Genomic DNA, 20,191 nt, shown 5'->3' with positions numbered 1-20,191 from the left:
CGTCGCCTGTCAGGCTGACTCGAGCGCGGGACAGAATTCCTGCAGGAACGCCTCATGGGTCGACACCGACGCGACACGCTCGTCGATGAGGCGCCTGAGATCGCCCAGCGCACTGTTCAGGTCGTCCGGCGGCACGAGGCGTGCGAGCTGGTGCCAGCTGCGCGGTTCGAGCCGCTGCCCGAGCATCACCGACACCCAGGAGTCGACGCGAAACAGGTCCTCGCCGCCCTGATAGGCCTGCGCTGCATCGCGGAACAGCGCGAGGCGTTCGGCGAGCGAATCGGGGATCGGCATGTCGCGGCAGCGCCGCCAGAACGGCGTGTCGTCGCGTTCGGTCAGCTTGTAGTGCAGGATGATGAAATCGCGCACATGCTCCCATTCGCGCACCGCCTGGGCGTTGAAGCGCGCGGTCACCGCTTCGCTCATCCCGGCGAACGGAAAAGCCTGGATCAGGCGCGTCACCGCGACCTGGATCAGGTGGATGCTGGTCGATTCGAGCGGTTCGATGAACCCGCCCGCAAGGCCCAGCGCGATGCAGTTGCGCGTCCATGGCGCCGCGCGCATCCCCGTCGCATAGCGGATCGGGCGGGGCTCGAACAACGGCGTGCCCTCGATATCGCGTAACAGGCGGGCGCAGGCCTCGTCGTCAGACAGGAAGTCGCTGGCATAGACGAGCCCGTTGCCGGTGCGGGTCTGGAGGGGAATGCGCCAGCGCCAGCCTTCGCCATGTGCGATCGCACGGGTGTAGGGGACGGGCGGGCCGACGCTTTCAGTCTGCACCGCCAGCGCGCGGTCGGTCGCGATCCACTGGCCCCAATCGTCATACGCGACGCCCAGCGTCTGGCCGATCAGCAGCGCGCGAAAGCCGGTGCAGTCGATGAACAGGTCGCCGTCGATCCGTGTGCCCGATTCCAGTTCGAGCGCGACGATGTCGCCGCTCTCCGGGTCGAGCACCACCGTGCGGATCTTGCCTTCGATGCGGCGAACGCCGGCCGGCTCGGCGAGCGAGCGGAGAAATTTGGCATAGCGCGTCGCATCGAGATGATAGGCGTAGCTGAGTGCGGGCTGGCCGCCGGTGGCGAAGCGCCGCTGCATCGCCGCCTGTTGCTCCAGCGAATAGGCGCCAAACGGCTCGGTCGCGCCCGCGTGCCGTACCTCGAGCCAGAAGTGATGAAAGTCGCCCATCCAGTTGCCGCGTCCGACGGTACCGAACGGATGGAAATAGCTGTCGCCATCACGGCCCCAATTCTCGAACGAGATGCCCAGCTTGAAGGTCGCCTGGGCCGCTTGCATGAACGGCTTCTCATAGATGCCGAGCAGATCATGAAAGGTGCGTGCGGTAGGGATCGTCGATTCGCCGACGCCGACCGTGCCGATCTCGTCGGACTCGACGAGCGTGACCGAGATCAGCGCGCCGAATTGCTTGATGAGCGCGGCCGCGCACACCCATCCGGCCGTTCCTCCACCAGCGATGACGACATTCTTGACCGGGCCGGCGCTCATTTTGATTTCCCCACGGCATCATAGGCAAAGGCGACGTTCAGCGGCGGCACCACGCCATCATCGATCGCTTCGCGCGGACGATAGATTAATATAACCGCCAGGGCGGCTATGGCACACGCCATCATGCCCTCCAGTGTCGACCGCGCCGTGCCGACCAGTGTCAGCGCGATCACCGTCGGTGCCAGCGCCTGCGCCAGTTTGCGCGCAATGTTGGCGAGCGCGTAAATCCGGCCGGCGCAGCCCGTGCTGGCGATCTGGCGCTCGCAATCGGCCACCGCCGCAGGCACGAGCGACCAGAACATGACCGACATGCCGCAGCCCGCGACGATCGCGATGCAGGTCGTCACGATCAGCGCGGGCGCTCCGCTGGTCAAAAGCGCCGCCGCTGTCGCCACAACGTTGAGCAGGGAAGCCAGCAGCAGCGTCTGCGAGCGGCCCAGTCTGGCACCCAGCGCGGCCCAGACGGGTGTGGTGAGGAGCAGCGAAGCCGCCGGCGCAAGGGCAACATAATAGCCGAGCCGCAGGGCGCCGATTTCCTCGAACAGGAACAAAAGCGACTTGTTGATCACCGTGATGGCCAGCCCCGCTGCCAAAATCGTCGCGAGCAATCGGCGCAAGGCGGCCGAGCGTCGCAACAGGCCCAGCGTGGCACGCGCCGTCTGCCACGGCCCACCCAGCGTTGCGCTGGCCGGTTGTCGCGGCGCCGTGACCCGCTCGCTCACGCCCCAAAAGGTCGCGAGGAAGGCGGGCAGGGCGAGCGCCGCCAGCAACAGCGCGCCCAATCTGAAGTCCACGGCGGACCCGGTCGTCGGTAGCAGTGCGTAGATCAGCGCGGCAACCAGCCCGCCGATCGCCGCGCCCTGCATGCGCGCGCTGGTCAGTGCGAGGTGATCCTGCGGCGCGCTGGAAATACGCGCGGTGAGGGCGCCATAAGGGATGTTGCCCACCCCATAGGCGGCGCGTAGCGCGAGATAGGTCGCAAGAGCGAATGCCGGCACCAGGGCCGACGCAACCGGCAATGGCACGAAAGCGAAAGCCAGGAGCAGCACCGAAAGCGGCCCGCCGGCGAGCACCCACAGGCGCAACGGTATGCGCGGTGCGGCGCGGTCGACCAGCGTGCCGACGAGCGGGTCGATCATCCAGTCGACCGCGGCGCCGACGAGGAAGATCGCGGAGGCGACCTGGGGCGAGATCCCGAGGCCGCGAATATAATAGAAGAGCAGATAGAGTTCGACCGATTGCCAGACGAAGTTGAAACCCACGTCGCCGGCCGCATAGCTCCAGCGCTCGCGTCTGCCGATCATGCGTTTGCCACGCTCGCATGTTCGGAAGCCGGCCCTGCTTCCGGGCCGGTCGGCGACAGCGGCGCGGTCGAATCGCGGATCAGCAACTGGTTCTTGTGCTCGCTCCGTTGCACGGCAAGGCGGCCTTCGAGCTGATCGATCAACATGCCCGTCGCCGCAACCGCCATGTCGAAGACAGGCTGGCGCACCGTGGTCAGGCGTGGCCAGACGATGCGCGATGCCTCGGCATCATCGAACCCGGCAATCGACAGGTCGCCGGGGATCGACAGACCGAGTTCGCGCGCCGCGAGCATCACGCCGACCGCCATCTCGTCATTCTGCGCCAGAATGGCGGTCGGCCGATCCGCGCGGTCGAGCAACCGTCGACCGGCCTCGAGCCCACCGTCAAAGGTGAACAGGCCCGTTTCGATCCGGTCGAGTCGCATCTCGCAGCCGGCATCGCGGAACGCCTGACCGTAGCCGATCAGCCGCGCATCGGTGGCGGCGTGCCCGGGATCGCCCTTGACGATCCCGATGTCGCGGTGCCCCAGCGCCAGCACATGTGCGGCGACGGCCTGCGCACCGGCGACATCGTCGAGCAGCGTCGAGCAGCCGAGCTCGAGCTGGCGGGACGGCGCGATTCGCGAAAAGCGGATGCCGGCATCGGCGAGCTGCTTCAGGATAACCGGGTGATCCGAAGCCGGTGGTGCCAGCACGACCCCGTCGAGCGCCGCCGACCGCAACAGGCCGACGATGTTGTGCGCATTGTCATGCACCGACTGGACCGGAATGACGATCAGGCGGTAACGCTCGCCCTCCAGCCGATCGAGCACGCCCATCTGCAGGTCGACGACGTAGCTTGCGCTGGGCTTTTCGTAGACCAGCCCGATAAGATGCGAGCGCCGTCGCACCAGAGACTGTGCGAAGACGTTGGGATGATAGTTCAGTGCGTCCGCTGCGGCGCGGACGCGCTTCTTCACATCCTCGCTGACATGCGGCTCGTCGTTGAACACGCGCGACACGGTTTTGGTGGAAACGCCAGCACGGCGGCCCACATCGACGATCGTCGTGCGCTTGATGTCGCGTGGCAGCGTCAAAACTCCTTTTACCACCCGGCGCAAAGCGCCTGGGGCGGGCAGGTTCGTACGACAGCGATGTCAGTGCATTTTGTCAAGTTCACGCCCCATGCGGCCAACAACCGCGTGTTTGCAATTGTTCGTGCCAATTCTGGCGATACCGAGAAAATGACAATTGACAACGTAAGACATTTTGGTATCGCTATCATCCGACGACGAGCTGCCCAAAACGGGCGGCAGTCTACCCGCAATTTCAGGGATTGCGGTCATGGAGGGGAATGTCATGAAGGGTTTTGTCCCGCACCGCGCGCTCGTGCGTACCACATCGACCATCGCAATCGCCGTTTGTCTCGCGGCACCTGGCGCCGCGCTCGCCCAGGCTGCGGCCCCGGCTGGCCAGCAGGCGGAACCGGTCGCCGATGAAGTCGTCGTTACCGGCATTCGCGCATCGCTCGAGCGATCGATCGCGATCAAGCGCGATTCGACCGGCATCGTCGATGCCATTTCCGCTGAGGATATCGGCAAGTTCCCCGATACCAATCTCGCCGAGTCGCTGCAGCGCATCACCGGCGTGTCGATCAACCGTCGCAACGGCGAAGGCGCCGACGTGACGGTGCGCGGGTTCGGGCCGCAATATAACCTCGTCACGCTCAACGGCCGGCAGCTTGCCGCGACCGAGCAGACCACCGTCGGCGGCGACGAGAGCGCGGACTTCAACCGCAACAACAGCCGTTCGTTCGACTTCTCGAACCTCGCGTCGGAAGGCGTGCGGACGCTCGAGGTCTACAAGACGAGCCGGGCGCAGGTTCCCTCAGGTGGTATCGGTGCGACGATCAACGTGGTGACGCGTCGCCCGCTCGACGCGCGTGAATCGGGCTTCAACGGCACGATCGGTGCCAAGGCCGTCTACGACATGAGCACCAATGACTGCGTCAGCTGCGGCTCGCATGTCACGCCTGAGGTCTCGGGCCTGGCCAGCTGGAGCAACCCCGACCAGACCTTCGGCATCTCGCTGTTCGGCAGCTATCAGAAGCGCAATTTCAGCAATGTCAGCGCGACGTCGAACGGTTGGAACATCACCACGCTGGCGCAGTTCCTCGATCCGGCGAACGGCAACGTCAATGCCGCGACCAAGGTCAACAACGCGCCGACCAACGCCAACACCCTCGTCGCGCGGCCGAACGATTTCCGCTACCATTTCGGCGAGGGCACCCGCGAACGCCTCAACGGCCAGGCGGTGATGCAATTCAAGCCTACCGAGACGCTCGATATCACCGCGGACGTGCTCTATGCCCGCAACAAGCTGGCAGAGCGTCGCTCCGACGAAGCGAACTGGTTCAACCGTCCGTTCGACGTCGTGACCTTCGATTCCGGTCATTCGGTGGCGACGACGACCTACCTTCATGAGGTGATTACCGGCGAAACCAAGGATGCCGGTTTCGAGCAGCAATATCGCGCGCAGAAGAGCGAGCTCTATGATTTCGGCCTGAACGCCAAATGGGACGTGACCGACCGCTTCCGCCTCACGCTCGACGGCCATATCGGCAAGTCGAACAGCACGCCGAACAACCCCAATGGCATGAGCTCGACGCTGGTGGCGATCAGTTCGCCGACGCTGGCGGCCCACTCGGTCGATTACAGCAATGGCTTCCCGGTCCAGACGGTGACCTTCGTCGATCCGGCAACGACCAGCGCGTCACATCCCGTGGTCAAGGGCAATGGCAATGGCGTGCTCGACGTCGGCGATCTCGGCAGCCAGGTCGGCCGTCAGGTGGCGACGACCCTCAGCCAGCGTATTAAGGAAATCCGCCTCGATGCCGGCTGGGATCTCGGCGGCGGCAGCCGCTTCGACTTCGGTGCCGACTATCGCACGACCGACACGCACGCGACCCAGACGAGCTATTATCAGACGCTGGGTGACTGGGGCAACGCTCAGCCGCGCGACGTAAATGCAATCGCGCCGGGAATAGTCCAGCCCTTCTGCCTGGTCTGTGCCTTTCATGACAACAACACCATGGCGACGGGCGATGGGTTGAAGGCATTCCGCGCGCAGGATCCGACCGCGCTCTACAATGCCCTATCGTCCTTCTATGCCGCCAAGGGCAGCCCCAGCGCGATCAACGGCTTCGCCGACGATCGCGTGAAGGAAGACATTTTCGCCGCTTATGGCCAGGTCACCTGGAAGGGCGAGATCGGCGATCACAAGGCCAGCCTCGTCGCCGGTGTCCGCTTCGAAAAGACGACGGTCCACGCCAACTCGCTACAGGCGATCCCGATCGACATTCGCTGGCAGTCGGACAACGACTTCACCACCGACGTGTCCTCGACCTATCAGGCGGTGACCGACAACGGGCGCTACACCAACTTCTTGCCCGGGATGGATTTCCAGATCGAGCTCAAGCGTAACCTGATTGGTCGCTTCTCGTTCGGCCGGACGATTTCGCGGCCCGATTTCGGCAATCTGTTCGCGTCGATCTCGGTCGGCACGCCCAACGATGCGACGGCGGTGGGCGGACAGGCCGGCGGCTCCTCGGGCAATGCCAATCTCCAGCCGCTGATCTCGGACAATCTCGATCTGTCGCTGGAATATTATTTCAAGCCAGATAGTTACATCTCGCTTGGCGTGTTCGACAAGCGCGTGCACAATTTCATCGGCAACTCGGTGGTGCAGCGTAATCTGTTCGGCCTGCGCGATCCCAGTTCGGGTGCGGCGGGGAGCCGTTCGGGCTCGGCCAAGGCGGCGTTGCAGGGGCTCGGCGCCGATATCACCGACGTCAACCTGTTCACCATGACCGCGCTGTTGCAGCAGACCGGCAGCCTCGCGGCGGCGACCTCGACTTTTTCCGCCAACTACAATCCGGCGACGCGGGCGCTCAACCAGGCGTTCGTCGACTCGACGCTGGCGGCGGTCGACATCATCGCCAATGCCAATGATCCGCTGTTCAACTTCAACGTCAACACGCCGGTCAACAACAAGGACGCCGAGATCTACGGCTTCGAAATCGCCGGGCAATATTTCTTCGGCAATTCCGGTTTCGGCGTTTCGGCCGCCTACACGCTGGTGCGCGGCAATGTCGGGATCGACGTGGCGGCGGATCCGAACGTCAACCAGTTCGCCCTGGTCGGCCTGAGCGATACGGCGAACGCGACGCTGATCTACGACAAGAACGGCATCTCGGCGCGGCTGAGCTACAATTACCGCGCCAAGTTCCTCTCGCGGGCCAATCGCGACGGGTTCCACAGCCCGGAATTCACCGCCCCGTACAGCCAGGTCGATCTCAACATCTCCTACGACGTGACGCCGCACCTCGCGCTGTCCTTCGAGGGGATCAACCTCAACAAGGAAGGCGTCAGGACCTATGGCCGGTCGCCGAACCAGATCTGGCTCGTCCAGGAAGGCCAGCGCCGCTTCCTGTTTGGCGCGCGCTATCGCTTCTGACAAACCCGTCAGGTGACGCGCTTCGCACAGGCAAAAGGGGGGAAGGGGGCCGCGGCATGCCGTGGCCCCCGATTTTTTCCGGACCCCGCGAAGCTTGCTCTCGCAAGATGAGGGCATCATGCTGACACGACCTGCGCAAGCGCAAAGGCCCCTTCCAGTCGGGATCCGTCGATCGATGAACATCGTGCTGCTCAATCCGGTCGAACATCACGATCTCCGCGTCATCGCGGAACGCGGCGCGGCCTGGGGCGATGCGGTCAACCAGATTGCCGTGCTGCCGACCGAATTCGAGGCGGCACAGCGCGACTATCCGATCGTCTTTCGCCGCGATGCGCAGGGAGATTTTCAGGCCCTCGCCTTGCTGGGGCTCGACCCGTCCGAGAATCTGTTTCTCGACGAGACGCGCTGGACGACGCGCCACATTCCTGCGCTGCTGGCGCGGGGGCCGTTTTCGATCGGGCTGCACGAACGCGACGATGGCGCGCACGAGCCGATGATCCATATCGACCTCGACGATCCGCGCGTCACGCGCGACCGTGGCGTGCCGCTGTTTCGTCCGCATGGCGGCACCAGCGAGATGCTCGATCGCATGAGCGAGCTGCTGCGCCTGATCCATGTCGGGCACGCCGCGCAGGCGCCGATGTTCGCCGCCTTCGCCGCTGCCGGATTGATCGAGCCGGTGCGGCTCGAAATCCAGCTCGACGATACGCTGCGCTACGATCTCGTCGATTTTCACACGATTGGCGCAGCGTCACTCGCCGCGCTCGACGGGGCAGCCCTCGAACGATTGCATCGCGCCGGCTTTCTCGCGCTCGCTTTCCACGTCGTGGCGTCGCTGGGCAATATCGAGCGGCTGATCGCGCTCAAGAACCGCAAACGCGCGCTCGGCTGACTGTGGTCGCGATCCCCCGCCATACGCGTGTCATCGAGGCGAAAGATATCGCGTCCGCCGACCTCGAGGCGCTGCTCCACGCGCCCGCGCCGCTGATAGTAAAGGGGCTGGCAGCGGACTGGCCGCTGGTCGCAAAGGGGCGCGAGTCCGCCGAGGCGGCGATCGCCTATCTCGCGCGCTTCGATACCGGGCGCCCGATCACCGGTTACACCGCCGATAGCGCGGCGGGGGGCAGATTCTTCTACGATGCCGACCTCACGGCCATGAACTTCGCGCGCGAGCGCACCGGGCTGAGCGACTATCTGACGCTGATCCGCGATCATCTCGACGATCCCGATGCACCCGCCCGCTATATCGGCTCGACCGATCTCGCGCTCTATCTGCCCGGTTTCGCCGAGGAAAATCCGCTGCCGGTGGTGAGCGAGACGCTCGGCAACTTTCCACCGCTGGCGAGCATCTGGATCGGCAACCGGACGATCGCGTCGGCGCATTGGGACATGTCGAACAATATCGCGGTCTGCGCGGTCGGGCGGCGGCGTTTCACCTTGTTCCCGCCCGATCAGACCCCGAACCTGTATCCGGGGCCGCTCGAACCGACGCCGGGTGGGCAGGTGGTGAGCATGGTGAACTTCGCCGCGCCCGATCTCGCGCTTCATCCCGATTTTCCTGTGGCAGCGGCGGCTGGCGAGATCGCCGAGATGGAGCCCGGCGATGTTCTCATCTATCCGGCTTTATGGTGGCATCAGGTCGAGGCGCTCGATCGCTTCAACGTGTTGGTCAATTACTGGTGGAACGAGGCGCAGCCCTTTGCCGACACGCCGATGACGACCCTGTTGCACGGTCTGCTCTCGCTGCGCGATCGCCCGCGTGCGGAGAAACAGGCCTGGCGCGTGCTGTTCGACTATTACGTCTTCGGCCCGGCGCAACAGGCCGGCGCGCATCTGCCGGCGCATGCGCGCGGACCGCTCGCACCGCTCGATGAAACGGGCGCGCGTCGGTTGCGGGCGCAAGTGCTGCAAAAGCTCAATCGATAGCATGAACGCGGCAGGCCCACCCTGCGCCACTGCGGCGCGATTTTTGACAACGTTGACATGATATCGGCACAGCGATGACGAGAAGGAGACGCCAAATGGATCGACGGGATTTCATCAGGACCGGGCTGGCGGCAGGTGGCGCGCTGGCGGGTAGCCAGGGTGCCGTTGGGGCCGCCATGGCGCCGAAACGGGGGAGCGATCTCGGCTTCCCGGCCGATTTCGTCTGGGGTTGCGCCACCGCGTCCTACCAGATCGAGGGCGCCGTCGCCGAGGACGGGCGTGGCCAGACCAACTGGGACGCCTTCGCCCATACGCCGGGTCGCGTCGCCAACGGCGATAATGGCGACGTCGCGTGCGACAGCTATCATCGTTACCGCGAGGACATTGCGCTGCTCAAGCAGCTCGGCGTGCGGGCCTATCGCATGTCGATCGCCTGGTCGCGGATCTTTCCCGATGGTCGCGGCACGCCGAACCAGAAGGGCGTCGATTACTATAACCGCGTGATCGACGCGCTGCTCGCTGCCGACATCACACCTTATGTAACCCTGTTCCACTGGGACTTGCCGCAAGCGCTCCCCGGCGGGTGGCAATCGCGTGACACCGCGCTGGCCTTCGCGGATTATGCGGGTTTCATGGCGGGCAAATTGTCCGACCGCGTCCATCATTTCATCACGGTCAACGAGCTGCGCTGCTTCACTGACATCGGCCATCAGGAAGGGAGGCATGCCCCCGGCCTGCAACTGCCGGCCGCCGCCGTCAACCAGATCCGCCACCACGGCGTGCTGGCGCATGGTCTGGGTGTCCAGGCGATCCGCGCGCATGCGCGACCTGCCACGCAGGTCGGCATCGCCGACAACACAAATTTCTATGTGCCGGTGATCGAGACGCCCGACCATATCGCCGCGGCAAAGCATGCCGTGCGCGAGGAGAATGCGATGTTCCTGACCGCGGTCATGGAAGGGCGCTACACCGACGGCTATCTCGCGCGCGAAGCGGGTAACGCACCCAAGGTCGCGAGCGGCGACATGGCGGCGATCGGCAGCCGGCTCGATTTCGTCGCGCTCAACGTCTACGCGCCGAACTATGTCCGCGCCGACGCCTCGGCCGCCGGCTACGCCGTTTTGCCGCATCTGCCCTCATCCCCGCGCATGGCCTCACCCTGGCTCTATGTCGGGCCCGAGGTGGCTTATTGGGCGGTGCGCACGGTCAGCGAATTGTGGAAGCCGAAGGCGCTCTATATCTCCGAGAATGGCTGCTCGGCGGACGACCCCGTCGTCAACGGCCGCGTCGATGATCCCGATCGCATCATGTACCTGCGCAATTACCTCACCGAATTTCACCGCGCGACCCAGGAAGGGTTCCCGCTCAAGGGCTATTTCCTGTGGAGCCTGATGGACAATTTCGAATGGGCCGATGGTTATACCAAGCGTTTCGGTCTCTATCATGTTGACTTCGCGACCCAAACGCGCACGCCCAAGCTGAGCGCGGCGTGGTATCGCGAGCTGATCAGGCGCAATACCTTGGTGTAGATGTGCTGCTGCGCCGCGCGAACCCGGCCGTAGCCGTCTGCTTTTGGGGGTAGAGGCGCCGTCGCCGTGGATCGTTCTGCCGAAGCGGTCCATGATTCCCGTCGCGGCGGCTGGGGTTCGGCCTCAGCCGCAGATGATTCGCAGACGACTTCAGCCGGGCATGACCCGTGGGTTGCGCCGTGATCGCCGCACGCCCCGTTTCCCAAGTAGGCAGGCATGAAAATGTCGCGATGAACGTTTCGTCGCGTGCAATCGCGGGATGATGCGTGGCGCTTGACCGAGATTGTTCGGGTTTCGCGTGCCCCCCCTCTAGTTTCTTTTTGTCAATCCGGGCGATCTGATTGGCACTCTTGTTCTCCAGTCCTATTTCACAACACTGGAGTAACGACCCAAAGCTGTTGCGCAGCGGGGTTTTTTTGATGGCATCACTCACCCTATTTCAGAGTATTTGCCTTGAAATAATTTTGTAAGGAATCAATTTATTAGGACGACTTTTTCGCGCGGCGCCGCTTCCTTTCCCGGGCCCCGCACCGGTAAAAATCTGATTTCGATCAACATTGCCCCTTTGCGACACATTCCCGCGCAAATTCTTGCGTCGGAATCGACGATTTTGGTTGGTTCCCGACACAGAGTTAAGCTAGCGTTTACCGACACCGGGCGTGCCGGTAGCGTGCCGGGGGTGCCGGCGGTCATTACAGGGGGACAGATCATGATCTCGTCTTTTAAAACAATTTCGGTAGGTTTTGCTGCTCTCGTATCGACTGGCGTGCTGCTCAGCGCGCCCGCTGCCGCGCAATCGACTCGCACCTGGGTTTCCGGGTCGGGTAACGACGCCAATCCGTGCAGCATTTCGGCGCCTTGCCAGACCTTTGCTGCGGCGCTTGCCAACACCAATGCCGGTGGCGAAGTAAACTGCATCGACTCGGGCGGCTTCGGCACGGCCACGATCACCAAGGCAGTCAGCATCGTGTGCGACGGCTATGAAGCCGGCGTTCTGGTTACCACGGGCGTTACCGGCCTGACGGTCGCTGCCGGCGCGACTGATGCGGTGACGATCAGCGGTCTCGACTTCCAGGGCTCGGCTGGCCCGGCCAGCGGCGTGTCGTTCGTATCCGGCGGTTCGCTTCGCATTGCGAACTCGAAGTTCCGTGGTTTCACCTCGGCGAGCTACGCGATCAGCGTCGCTCCGACCAATTCGATCTCCAACGTCGCGGTCGAGAACGTCTCGGTCACGGATGGCGTCAACGGCATCCTGGTGAGCCCGGCCTCCAACGCCCAGGTCAACTTCACGCTGAAGCATGCGACCGTGCAGAACAACAGCACCGTCGGCCTCCGCATCGACCTGACCGGCAAATCCGGTGGCGGCATCTACGCGCTTGTCGATGACAGCATCGTTTCGGGCGGCAATGTCGGCCTGAACATCAAGGCTCCGCTCGGCACGGGCGTGACCTCGATCTCGGTCACCAATTCTACCTTCACGCGCCTCGCCTTCGGTGTCGCGGTGAACACCGCTTATGCGCCGTACTTCGGCAACAACACGATCACCGACAACACCACCGGCGTGGCCCTGCTGAATTCGTCGACGGGGATCAGCTTTGGCGACAACCGCCTGGCGAACAACGTCACCGATGGCGCCTTCACGACGGTCATCGCAAAGAAGTAATAGCGAGCGGTTTTCCGATTGTTGAAAAAAGGCCCCGGTCGCAAGCGACCGGGGCCTTTTTTGTTCGGCGCCTTCGCCGCTCACGTTGAGGCTTTGTGGGGTTGCGAGAGCTTCGGTAGACGAGCGTGCGGATCAACTTCGATGTCCGCGGGGCATGGCGCAGCCGATGCGCGGGACGTCAGCTGGCGTACATCCGGCGGAATATGTTCGGCGGAGAAGCAGCGATCCTGAACGCTAGCGGGTGAGGACGACTTCCGCGACATGGCGTCGACCTGCGCTGCGCGCCAGCTGGACGAACACGTCGACCGTCGTGCGCACATAATGATGCACGTCCTCGCGCCCGAGCCGCGTCCCGGTCTGCAGCACGAGCAGCGTGATCTGCTCGATTGCGCGCTCGGCGCTGTCGGCATGGACGGTGGTCATCGAGCCGGGATGGCCGGTGTTGACCGCGCGCAGGAAGGTATAGGCCTCGGGTCCGCGCAATTCGCCGACGATGATGCGATCGGGGCGCATGCGCAGCGATGCCGCGAGCAGATCATCCGCGCTGATCTGCGCCTCGCCGAGCGCACTGCGCGCCGCCAGCAGCCCGACGGCATTTTCATGGCGCAGCAGCAACTCGGGCGTATCCTCGATCAGGATCAGGCGCTCGTCGGAAGGAACCTCGCGAAGCAACGCATTGAGAAAGGTCGTCTTGCCGGTCGACGTTCCGCCCGACACGAGAATGTTCTTGCGCGCGCGCACGGCGCTGGCGAGCATGCCGGCAATGTCGCCCGCGTCGAGCATGGCGGCCAGTTGTTCGTCGACGGCGGATCGCTCACCGACCTTGCCGCGATGCGTATCGGCGAACGCGCCTTTCGCGACATAATCGCTGAGCGCGAGGTCGGACGAGACATGTTTGCGGATGGCGATCGCCAGCGGGCCGCGGGTCGCGGGCGGGGCCGCGATCTGGACGCGTGCGCCATCGGGCAGGGTGGCGGACAGCAAGGGGTGCTCGCGACTGATGCCCTGATGCGACAGCGAGGCGATCTGCCGCGCAAGCCGTGCAAGCGTGGTATCGTCGAGGCCCGGCGCGTCATGGCGTTCGATCGCGCCGCTGGTCGTCTCGACCCAATATTCGCCCGGCCGGTTGATATAGACGTCAGTCACGTCGCCGCGCTCGAGCACCGAGGCGAGCGGCGCGAGGTAACTGTGGAGGTAGACCGGCCGGATGCCGGCCGGTGCCGTTTTCATCGCCGGCTTTCCACGCTGGTGAAATCGAGGTCGCGCGCCACGAACACCGAAATCGCGGTTCCCTGGCGAACGCGCAGCGTCGGCTGAATCTGGGCGCCGCTGCTGAGTGAACTGGTGCTCGATTGCAGCGCACCGGGCAGCGCCGCGACCACCACCGTCGAACCACCGGCGTAACGTGTCGCGAGGTTGACGCCGACATCGAGGCTCGACTGCAGGATCGCCGCGCCGAAGCGTTCGAAGAAGTGCGTGTTGACCTTGCCGCGGATCCCGACGCGGCCGAGCGGGTCGGCCGCGGGCGAGCCCAGCGCGATCGTCACCCCGTCCGGGCGAACCAGCCGCGTCCACATCACCAGCGCGCGATTCTGCCCGGGCTGAAGATCGGCGCGGTACTCGCCGATCAGGCGACTGCCGCGCTGGATCAGGATGGTCGAGCCATCGAACCCGCGCACGTCGCGCTGGACCAGCGCGCGGGCCGGGCCGGGCCGGGTCGAATCGAGCGCGGATTCGAGCACGGCGGGAATGAGCGTGCCCTGCGCGACCGTTGTCGCGCGGTGGCGCATCACGGTGGCACGCGCGGCCACTGCCGTGCCCGCGCCGCCCGCGGCCGGCTGGCCGTCGGCGCCACCGGGGGCGGGGCTTGCCGCGTCGCCGATCGTCGTATCGAGAATCAATGCCGGCTCGCCGGCGGTGCGCGGCGGGGCCGGCGGCGGCCCCTGCATCGGGGGCGCGGGCTGCGGCACATAGATGATCCGCGGCGGGGGCGGTGCGATCGGGATAGGAGCGGGGGGCGGTGCGCTCGTTTCCACCGCTATTGGCGTTGGTGTCGGCGTCGGCGCGGGCGGGATGAGCAGGGGGGCTGCCGCCACGGGCGTGGCCTGCGCGTCGTCGAGGCGCGGCTTGACCGGCGGGGCATAGGCATCGCGACGACGTGCGTCGAGCACAACGAACAACAGCAGCGCGGCGACGATCACGCCCGCTGCGAAGACCCACCACGGCAAGGGGCGGGCGTCGGTCGCGACGAGCGGGCGAATGCTCGCCTCGCCGCCGGGGCCGCCGGCGATCCGCGGGTCGCGGTCGTTGGAAGGAGCGAGGGCCATTATCGGCGCTTCTGCGGCACGCGTGTCGCGCCCGCCGTCCGCCGGTCGATCCGGAAAACGAGATGATTGGCAACGGCATCGATTACGAACCGACCGTCGCGCACCATGCCGTTGACCAGTGACTCGCGACCTTCGGAATCGATCGCGAAGATCGCCGGCAGCGTCTGGTCCGCTCCCCAGGCAAGATAGGTATGGACGCCGTCATCGTCGATCGCGCTGGGTCGCAACGCCTTGTCGCCGTTGAGCTTGTAGCGGCCCGGTGTCGGCGTTGCCGCGTCGTTGGCCACGACGGTCACCGCCGCCGGGGTCGCGTAGCGGAAGCGCAGGACATAGGCCATGTTGGGCAACGGGCCGAACAGCGGCGAAAGCTCGAAAATATAGGTCCGCGCGTCGGTTACGACGGTGAGGTTCGAGGTCACGCCCTGGCCCACCGCCTTCACGAACAGGCGGTCGCCGCGCTTGTTCGGCGTAATCTGCCACGCGCCGGAATCGCCGACCGCGACATTCTCGATCCGCTCGTCCGGGGCGAATTCGACCGTCACCTGATAGCCGGCGGCAGCCTGGAGCTGCACGACCTGATTCGGATCGTACAGCACGCTCTGGATACGCGGGTCGCCCGGGCCGGGCTCGGGACGCACTTGCGCGGCCGCCGGCGTCACCAGCAGCAATCCGGTCAACAGGAAAAGGAGTGAACCAGGCTTCAAAGCTGGACCTCCGGTGTGGAACGCACGGGACGAGCCGGCGTCGGACGCGGGATCGGCGTTGCGACCGGCGCTGGCGTCGACACGGCACCGGGGATGACGACGCCGGGCGCGGTCGTCGTGATTGCCAGCGGCGGCTCGGCATCGCTGGCGGCCGGCGCGCTTTCCGCATCGCGGCGATACCCGACGACCTGGAAACCAAGCGGGTTGAGGAAGCGGTCTTCCATCGACAGCGGCCCGGTCGAGAACTGGTAGCGGATCACTGCTACCCAATAACGCGGCGGCAGCGCCTGGCCACCGGCATCGCGACGCTGCGTTTCGAAGCGCACCAGCGCGCCCTTGCCGCCGAGGGGCGAGACGCTGCGAATTCGCGTCGAGATCGTCGTGGTGCGCGGGTAGCGCGCCAGCGGACTGCCGGGATTGGCATATTGCATGCTGGTCACATAATCGGTGCGCGCCTGGTCGGTCGACCACACCGTGACCTTGCGATAGCTCGTCTGGAGTTCGTTGATGTCGAAGCTTTCGCGCGCAATGACATATTGCACGAGGAACGACTGGGTCAGCGCGGCATCGGGGGCGATCGTGTTGGCGTCGATCGGCTTGAGCGCCTGGACGTATCCCGTGTTGCGATCGACCATCAAGGTATAGGGCACGACGGTCTTGAGCGGCGCGAGGAAGATCAACGCCACCGCTTCGAACACGGCAACGACCACCGCCGCCGCGGCAATGATCCACGCAATGCGCCGCGACGCGCGCAGCGCATCCTGCTGATCGGTCGCCCAGCTATCCGCTTCGCGGTAATAAGCGTCGAGCGACTCTCGTGCTTCCTTCTTCATCGTCCCCCATCCCGCCGGGCCGCGCCCGACGATATTCTTCCGCGTGTCCGCCGCCGAAAGCTCTGGCCGAGCGGGATCGGTGCGGCAACAATCACGTCACGCGACAATGCCTGCGCCGAAACCTGCCGCCCGGTCTGGGCGAGGCTCGCCGCCGGGCTGCCGGCTTCGCGGCGCTGTGATGCTGCTACCGCGTCCGACACGGCAATCGCGCGCGAGCGCTGGTCCGCGCCAGCGACATTTTGCGCGGCGGCCGGGGCGGCGAGGCGTGGCACCTGCGGCGTCACCACTTCGGCGATCCGCGCCGGCAGCACGCGCCATGCAGCCGGCATGCGGAAACCGCGTGCCACCCAGCCGGCGGCAACCAGCGTCGCGATCAGAGTCAGCCCGAAGGCGAGCGTCACGACGAGCAATTCGACCGGCACCTCCGGCGTCGGATTGTCGACCCGCCGTTCGGCGAGAATCACCGCGAGCCACGGCTCGAGCAGCGCGAGCTCGACGCCGAGCACGATCGCGGTCGAGAGCGCACCGAGCGCGGCACCGATCAGCCCACGGACCCACCCCTCGAACAGGCCTCGCGTGCCGTCGAACAGCAGGAACAGCACGAACAGCGGTCCGAGCGCGAGCAGCAGGCCGGTGACGATACGCACCGACGCGAACGCCGCGATGATGCCGGTCAAATAGTAGGTCCGCGCCTGCGACAGCAGCTTGGCGTCGTTCGCCGGGTCCCATTTCGGTCGCTGCGCGCGCTGCTGCAGCTGCTGGATTTGCTGTTGCTGCTGCTGCGGCGACAGCGCCTGTGTTGGCCCGGCGACGACATCGGCGTCGAGCGGCTTGCCGGTGCCGAGCGTGTTGAGTTCGATCAACTCGCTGTCGACATTCTGCAGCCGCGCTATCAGCCCGCCCCCGGCGCCGGGCAGACCGCTCGGCCCGCCGACCTGCGCCGCGAGTTCGGCCGGACCGTGCATCGCGACGTCATAGACGAGTGTGCGGAAGGCGCCCCAGCTGGTGGCGAGTGCCAGCGCGATGCCGATCTTGACGATCGCCACCACGCCCTCGCGCAGCGTCGGCGTCTCGCCGAGCAGCATGCGGTAACCGATCAGCGCGATGAAGATCGTCAACATCCCCGTCAGGATCAGCGCATTGGCCGATCCCGCGCCGGTCATGCCCTGCCAGCCGCCGAGCCCGAGCGCCTGCGCCTCGCAGTCGACATAACCGAGCACGCCCGAAACGAACGCGCTGTCGGGGGCAAGCGAGGGGCAGGCGCCTTGCATCAGGCACGTTCCAACAGGCGCGGAATCCAGTCGGCCGGATCGTCGCCGCGTTCGGCGCGGATCTCGTCGAGCAGGCGCACGGTGCGCTCGCGACCCGACAGGATCGTCAGGATCTCGCGCTCGCCGGTGAGGTTGAGCCGTGCGACGACGCTGTCGGCGCCGTGCTTGATCAGGAAGCAATGCGCGTCGTCGGGCAGGGTGCGCACGATCTCGTACTCGTGCGGGGTCAGCCCGAAGCCCTCGATATAGTCGACCGCCCGCGCCTTTGGGTTGGTCATGAAGATCTGCGTCGCGGCCTGCTCGATGATCGCGCTGGCGATCTTGCTCTCGAGCGCGTCCTGCGCGCTCTGAGTCGCAAAACCGACGATCCCGTTGCGTTTGCGGATCGTCTTTTCCCAATCCTTGATCCGGCGCACGAACACCTCGTCGTCGAGCGCCTTCCAGCCCTCGTCGACAACGATGATCGCCGCCGACCCGTCGAGCCGTTCCTCGACGCGGTGGAACAGATACATCATCGCCGGCGTCCGCACCGCGGGGTCGTCGAGGATCGCGGTCATGTCGAAGCCGACCGCCTCGGCGGTGAGATCGGTCAGGTCCGCTTCGTTGTCGAACAACCAGGCGCGCTCGCCATCGCCCCACCATGGCCGCAGCCGCGACCACAGGTCGGCGGCGGTCGGCCGCGCGCCGCCACGGAACAGTTCGGCGAGATGACGCAGGCGACGATGCTCGACCGGCTGCGCGAAATTCGCATCGACCGCATCCTTGATCCGCGACATCTCGTCGATATCGGCACCGCCGGCGATTTGCGCGACCCAGTCGATCAGGAACTGGCGGTTGCCGGGATTGTCCTCGAGCAGCAACGGATTGAGCCCCGACGGCTCGCCTGGCCGCAACAGGTCATAGCGCCCGCCGATCGCGCGGATGAACAGCTCGGCGCCGCGATCCTTGTCGAAGAAGATGATGCGCGGGCGGAACTTGCGCGCCTGGGCAAGCAGGAAATTGAGCACCACGGTCTTGCCCGAGCCAGACGGTCCGATGACGGTGAAATTGCCCAGGTCGCCCTGGTGGAAGTTGAAATAATAGGGGCCGGCGGCGGTCGTCTCGAGCAAGGTCACCGCCTCGCCCCAGTGATTGCCGGCCGGCCGGCCGAGCGGGAAATTGTGGCCGCTGGCAAAGCCGGCGAAATTGCCCGTCGAGATCAGCCCGCGCCGCGCGATGTATTTGAAGTTACCCGGGAACTGCGCCCAGAAGGCAGGTTCGAGCGCGATCTCCTCGCGTACCCCGATAATGCCGAGATCCGACAACGTCGCCTGAACCTCGGCCACCCCGGCATCGACCGCCGCCGGCGTGTCGCCGCGTACCGCGACCGTCATATGGTGCTCACCGAAGCCGGCGCGGCCGGCGGCGACCTCGTCCTTGGCGCTGGACAGCTCGCCGCGCAGGCTTACCGCCTCGTCCTCGGCCGACTTCATGCGCCGCAGCGCGAGGTTCATCTTGCCAAGCGCGGCCTGGCGATCGACGAAGCCGAACGACTGCGAGACGGTGAGCTCGAACGGCAGCCGCAGCAGCTCGTCGAGCATGCCCGGCGCGGTCTGCGCGGGATAATCCTTGATCGATACCATGCCGCAAAAGCTGCGCGGCGTGTGCCCGGCGGGCGAAAGCTCGACGGTCTCCTGGCCGAAGCTGATCCGGCGATAGGGGAGATAGGAGCCGATATCCTGATGCGGCAGCAACACCGGCCGGGTCTCGCCATTGTAGAGCGAGGAGAGAAATTCGAGCGGCTCGGAGCAATGGCCCTGCGGCGTCTGGTAGACGCCGAGCAGGCGCGGCGAATAGCTGCCGAGCTGGGCGAGCAGGGCATCGCGTGCGCCATCGAGCTGGCGCAGCTCATTGGCCGATGCCGCTTCGGGTTCGCTCGTCGCGCGGCCGAACAGGCTGCGCACCCGATCGGCAACGCCGACGCGGCCCTGCATCGGGCGCCGGATCAGCGTCAGGAAGAGGTCGTTGACGTAAAGCCGCTTGTTCGCGAGCCGCCCGCGCCACGCGCTGTCGAGGCGCTGCGAGAAATCGTCGGGAAATTGCGCGGTCAGTTCGGCGTCGGCCTGGCGGCGAATGACATGATGATAGAGCGCGAAACGCGACGAGCCGATCGCCTGCAGCATCGCGTCGCGCAGTGCCTTGCGATAATTGATCTCATCGGTGTCGGCAGTCTCGAAGAGCAGCCCGCGCAGATGGATGACCTGCATCAGCAAGCCGTCGCGCGTCTCGATCGTGTGATCGTCGACGTGGCGCGCATAGGGAAGGTGGTGACCTGCCGCCTTCTCGCGGGCCACCGCCCGCGGGTCATTGGTCAGGGGCGGTAGGAGTTGCATCGCCAGATCGCATGGTTGCGCACCCGTGGGCACTTGCCGACGCGGGTCAGCCAAAGGTCGAAGATACGTGGTTCACGCACGCACAGCACGACGCCGACGATGTGGATCACGACGGCGGCGAGCAGCACCCAGATCGAATGGAAGATCAGGAACAGCTCGGTCGCGATCACCGCGTTGATGACGAAATAACTGTAGGTCACCCCCGCGAACATCTGCGGGCGTGTCAACGCGACGAACAGGGGATCGCGATCAAGCCCGTTCATCG

At 65.5% G+C, this 20,191-nt stretch carries 15 protein-coding genes; 5 read left to right on the top strand and 10 right to left on the bottom strand.

The window, feature by feature from the left end; all coding sequences use genetic code 11:
- Positions 1 to 9 precede the first annotated feature (9 nt).
- Genes U1839_RS12645 through U1839_RS12635 form a run of 3 tightly spaced genes read right to left on the bottom strand, consistent with a single transcriptional unit; the run spans position 10 to position 3,883 of the window.
- Positions 10 to 1,503, bottom strand: a complete 1,494-nt coding sequence (locus U1839_RS12645) for a tryptophan halogenase family protein (protein WP_332803976.1) — start codon at positions 1,501 to 1,503, stop codon at positions 10 to 12.
- Positions 1,500 to 2,807 (bottom strand): MFS transporter, encoded by a 1,308-nt coding sequence (locus U1839_RS12640; RefSeq protein WP_332803975.1) that lies wholly within the window; start codon positions 2,805 to 2,807, stop codon positions 1,500 to 1,502. The genes U1839_RS12645 and U1839_RS12640 overlap by 4 nt, the downstream gene beginning before the upstream one ends.
- Positions 2,804 to 3,883, bottom strand: a complete 1,080-nt coding sequence (locus U1839_RS12635) for a LacI family DNA-binding transcriptional regulator (protein WP_332803974.1) — start codon at positions 3,881 to 3,883, stop codon at positions 2,804 to 2,806. Before U1839_RS12635 ends, U1839_RS12640 begins: the two co-directional genes overlap by 4 nt.
- A gap of 262 nt (positions 3,884 to 4,145) precedes the next feature.
- On the opposite strand from U1839_RS12635, the gene U1839_RS12630 reads away from it, so the two are divergent.
- From U1839_RS12630 to U1839_RS12610, 5 genes are all read left to right on the top strand, one after another.
- Complete coding sequence (locus tag U1839_RS12630) at positions 4,146 to 7,301, top strand: TonB-dependent receptor (RefSeq protein WP_332803973.1); 3,156 nt, start codon at positions 4,146 to 4,148, stop codon at positions 7,299 to 7,301.
- Between the two features lie 175 nt (positions 7,302 to 7,476).
- The gene (locus U1839_RS12625) at positions 7,477 to 8,193 is read left to right on the top strand and encodes a SapC family protein (protein WP_332803972.1); all 717 of its coding nucleotides are present in this window, start codon (positions 7,477 to 7,479) and stop codon (positions 8,191 to 8,193) included.
- Positions 8,194 to 8,195: 2 nt separating this feature from the next.
- Complete coding sequence (locus U1839_RS12620) at positions 8,196 to 9,227, top strand: cupin-like domain-containing protein (RefSeq protein WP_332803971.1); 1,032 nt, start codon at positions 8,196 to 8,198, stop codon at positions 9,225 to 9,227.
- 95 nt (positions 9,228 to 9,322) lie between these two features.
- Positions 9,323 to 10,756, top strand: coding sequence for a GH1 family beta-glucosidase (locus U1839_RS12615; RefSeq protein ID WP_332803970.1), 1,434 nt, complete (start codon positions 9,323 to 9,325; stop codon positions 10,754 to 10,756).
- Positions 10,757 to 11,321: 565 nt separating this feature from the next.
- Positions 11,322 to 12,419, top strand: coding sequence for a right-handed parallel beta-helix repeat-containing protein (locus U1839_RS12610; RefSeq protein WP_332803969.1), 1,098 nt, complete (start codon positions 11,322 to 11,324; stop codon positions 12,417 to 12,419).
- Between the two features lie 234 nt (positions 12,420 to 12,653).
- Here U1839_RS12610 and virB11 read toward each other — a convergent pair whose 3' ends face one another.
- From virB11 to U1839_RS12575, 7 genes are read right to left on the bottom strand one after another with little or no spacing between them, the layout of a single operon-like run.
- Positions 12,654 to 13,649 carry a P-type DNA transfer ATPase VirB11 gene (gene virB11 / locus U1839_RS12605; RefSeq protein WP_332803968.1) on the bottom strand — a complete coding sequence of 332 codons (996 nt, stop codon included), beginning with the start codon at positions 13,647 to 13,649 and terminating at the stop codon, positions 12,654 to 12,656.
- On the bottom strand, positions 13,646 to 14,746 hold the full coding sequence (locus U1839_RS12600; RefSeq protein ID WP_332803967.1) for a TrbI/VirB10 family protein: 1,101 nt from the start codon (positions 14,744 to 14,746) through the stop codon (positions 13,646 to 13,648). Before U1839_RS12600 ends, virB11 begins: the two co-directional genes overlap by 4 nt.
- Positions 14,746 to 15,423 (bottom strand): TrbG/VirB9 family P-type conjugative transfer protein, encoded by a 678-nt coding sequence (locus U1839_RS12595; RefSeq protein ID WP_332803966.1) that lies wholly within the window; start codon positions 15,421 to 15,423, stop codon positions 14,746 to 14,748. The genes U1839_RS12600 and U1839_RS12595 overlap by 1 nt, the downstream gene beginning before the upstream one ends.
- A gap of 23 nt (positions 15,424 to 15,446) precedes the next feature.
- Entirely contained in the window at positions 15,447 to 16,283 is an 837-nt protein-coding gene (locus U1839_RS12590; RefSeq protein WP_332803965.1) for a VirB8 family type IV secretion system protein, read from the bottom strand.
- Entirely contained in the window at positions 16,280 to 17,554 is a 1,275-nt protein-coding gene (locus tag U1839_RS12585; protein ID WP_332803964.1) for a TrbL/VirB6 family protein, read from the bottom strand. The genes U1839_RS12590 and U1839_RS12585 overlap by 4 nt, the downstream gene beginning before the upstream one ends.
- Positions 17,554 to 19,926, bottom strand: coding sequence for a VirB4 family type IV secretion/conjugal transfer ATPase (locus tag U1839_RS12580; protein ID WP_332803963.1), 2,373 nt, complete (start codon positions 19,924 to 19,926; stop codon positions 17,554 to 17,556). The genes U1839_RS12585 and U1839_RS12580 overlap by 1 nt, the downstream gene beginning before the upstream one ends.
- Complete coding sequence (locus tag U1839_RS12575; protein ID WP_281127023.1) at positions 19,905 to 20,189, bottom strand: VirB3 family type IV secretion system protein; 285 nt, start codon at positions 20,187 to 20,189, stop codon at positions 19,905 to 19,907. The genes U1839_RS12580 and U1839_RS12575 overlap by 22 nt, the downstream gene beginning before the upstream one ends.
- Between the last annotated feature and the right edge of the window lie 2 nt (positions 20,190 to 20,191).

It is taken from the genome of Parasphingomonas halimpatiens, from assembly GCF_036663795.1.
Taxonomy (GTDB): Bacteria; Pseudomonadota; Alphaproteobacteria; order Sphingomonadales; family Sphingomonadaceae; genus Sphingomonas.
This window is presented reverse-complemented; position numbering and strand designations above follow the sequence as displayed.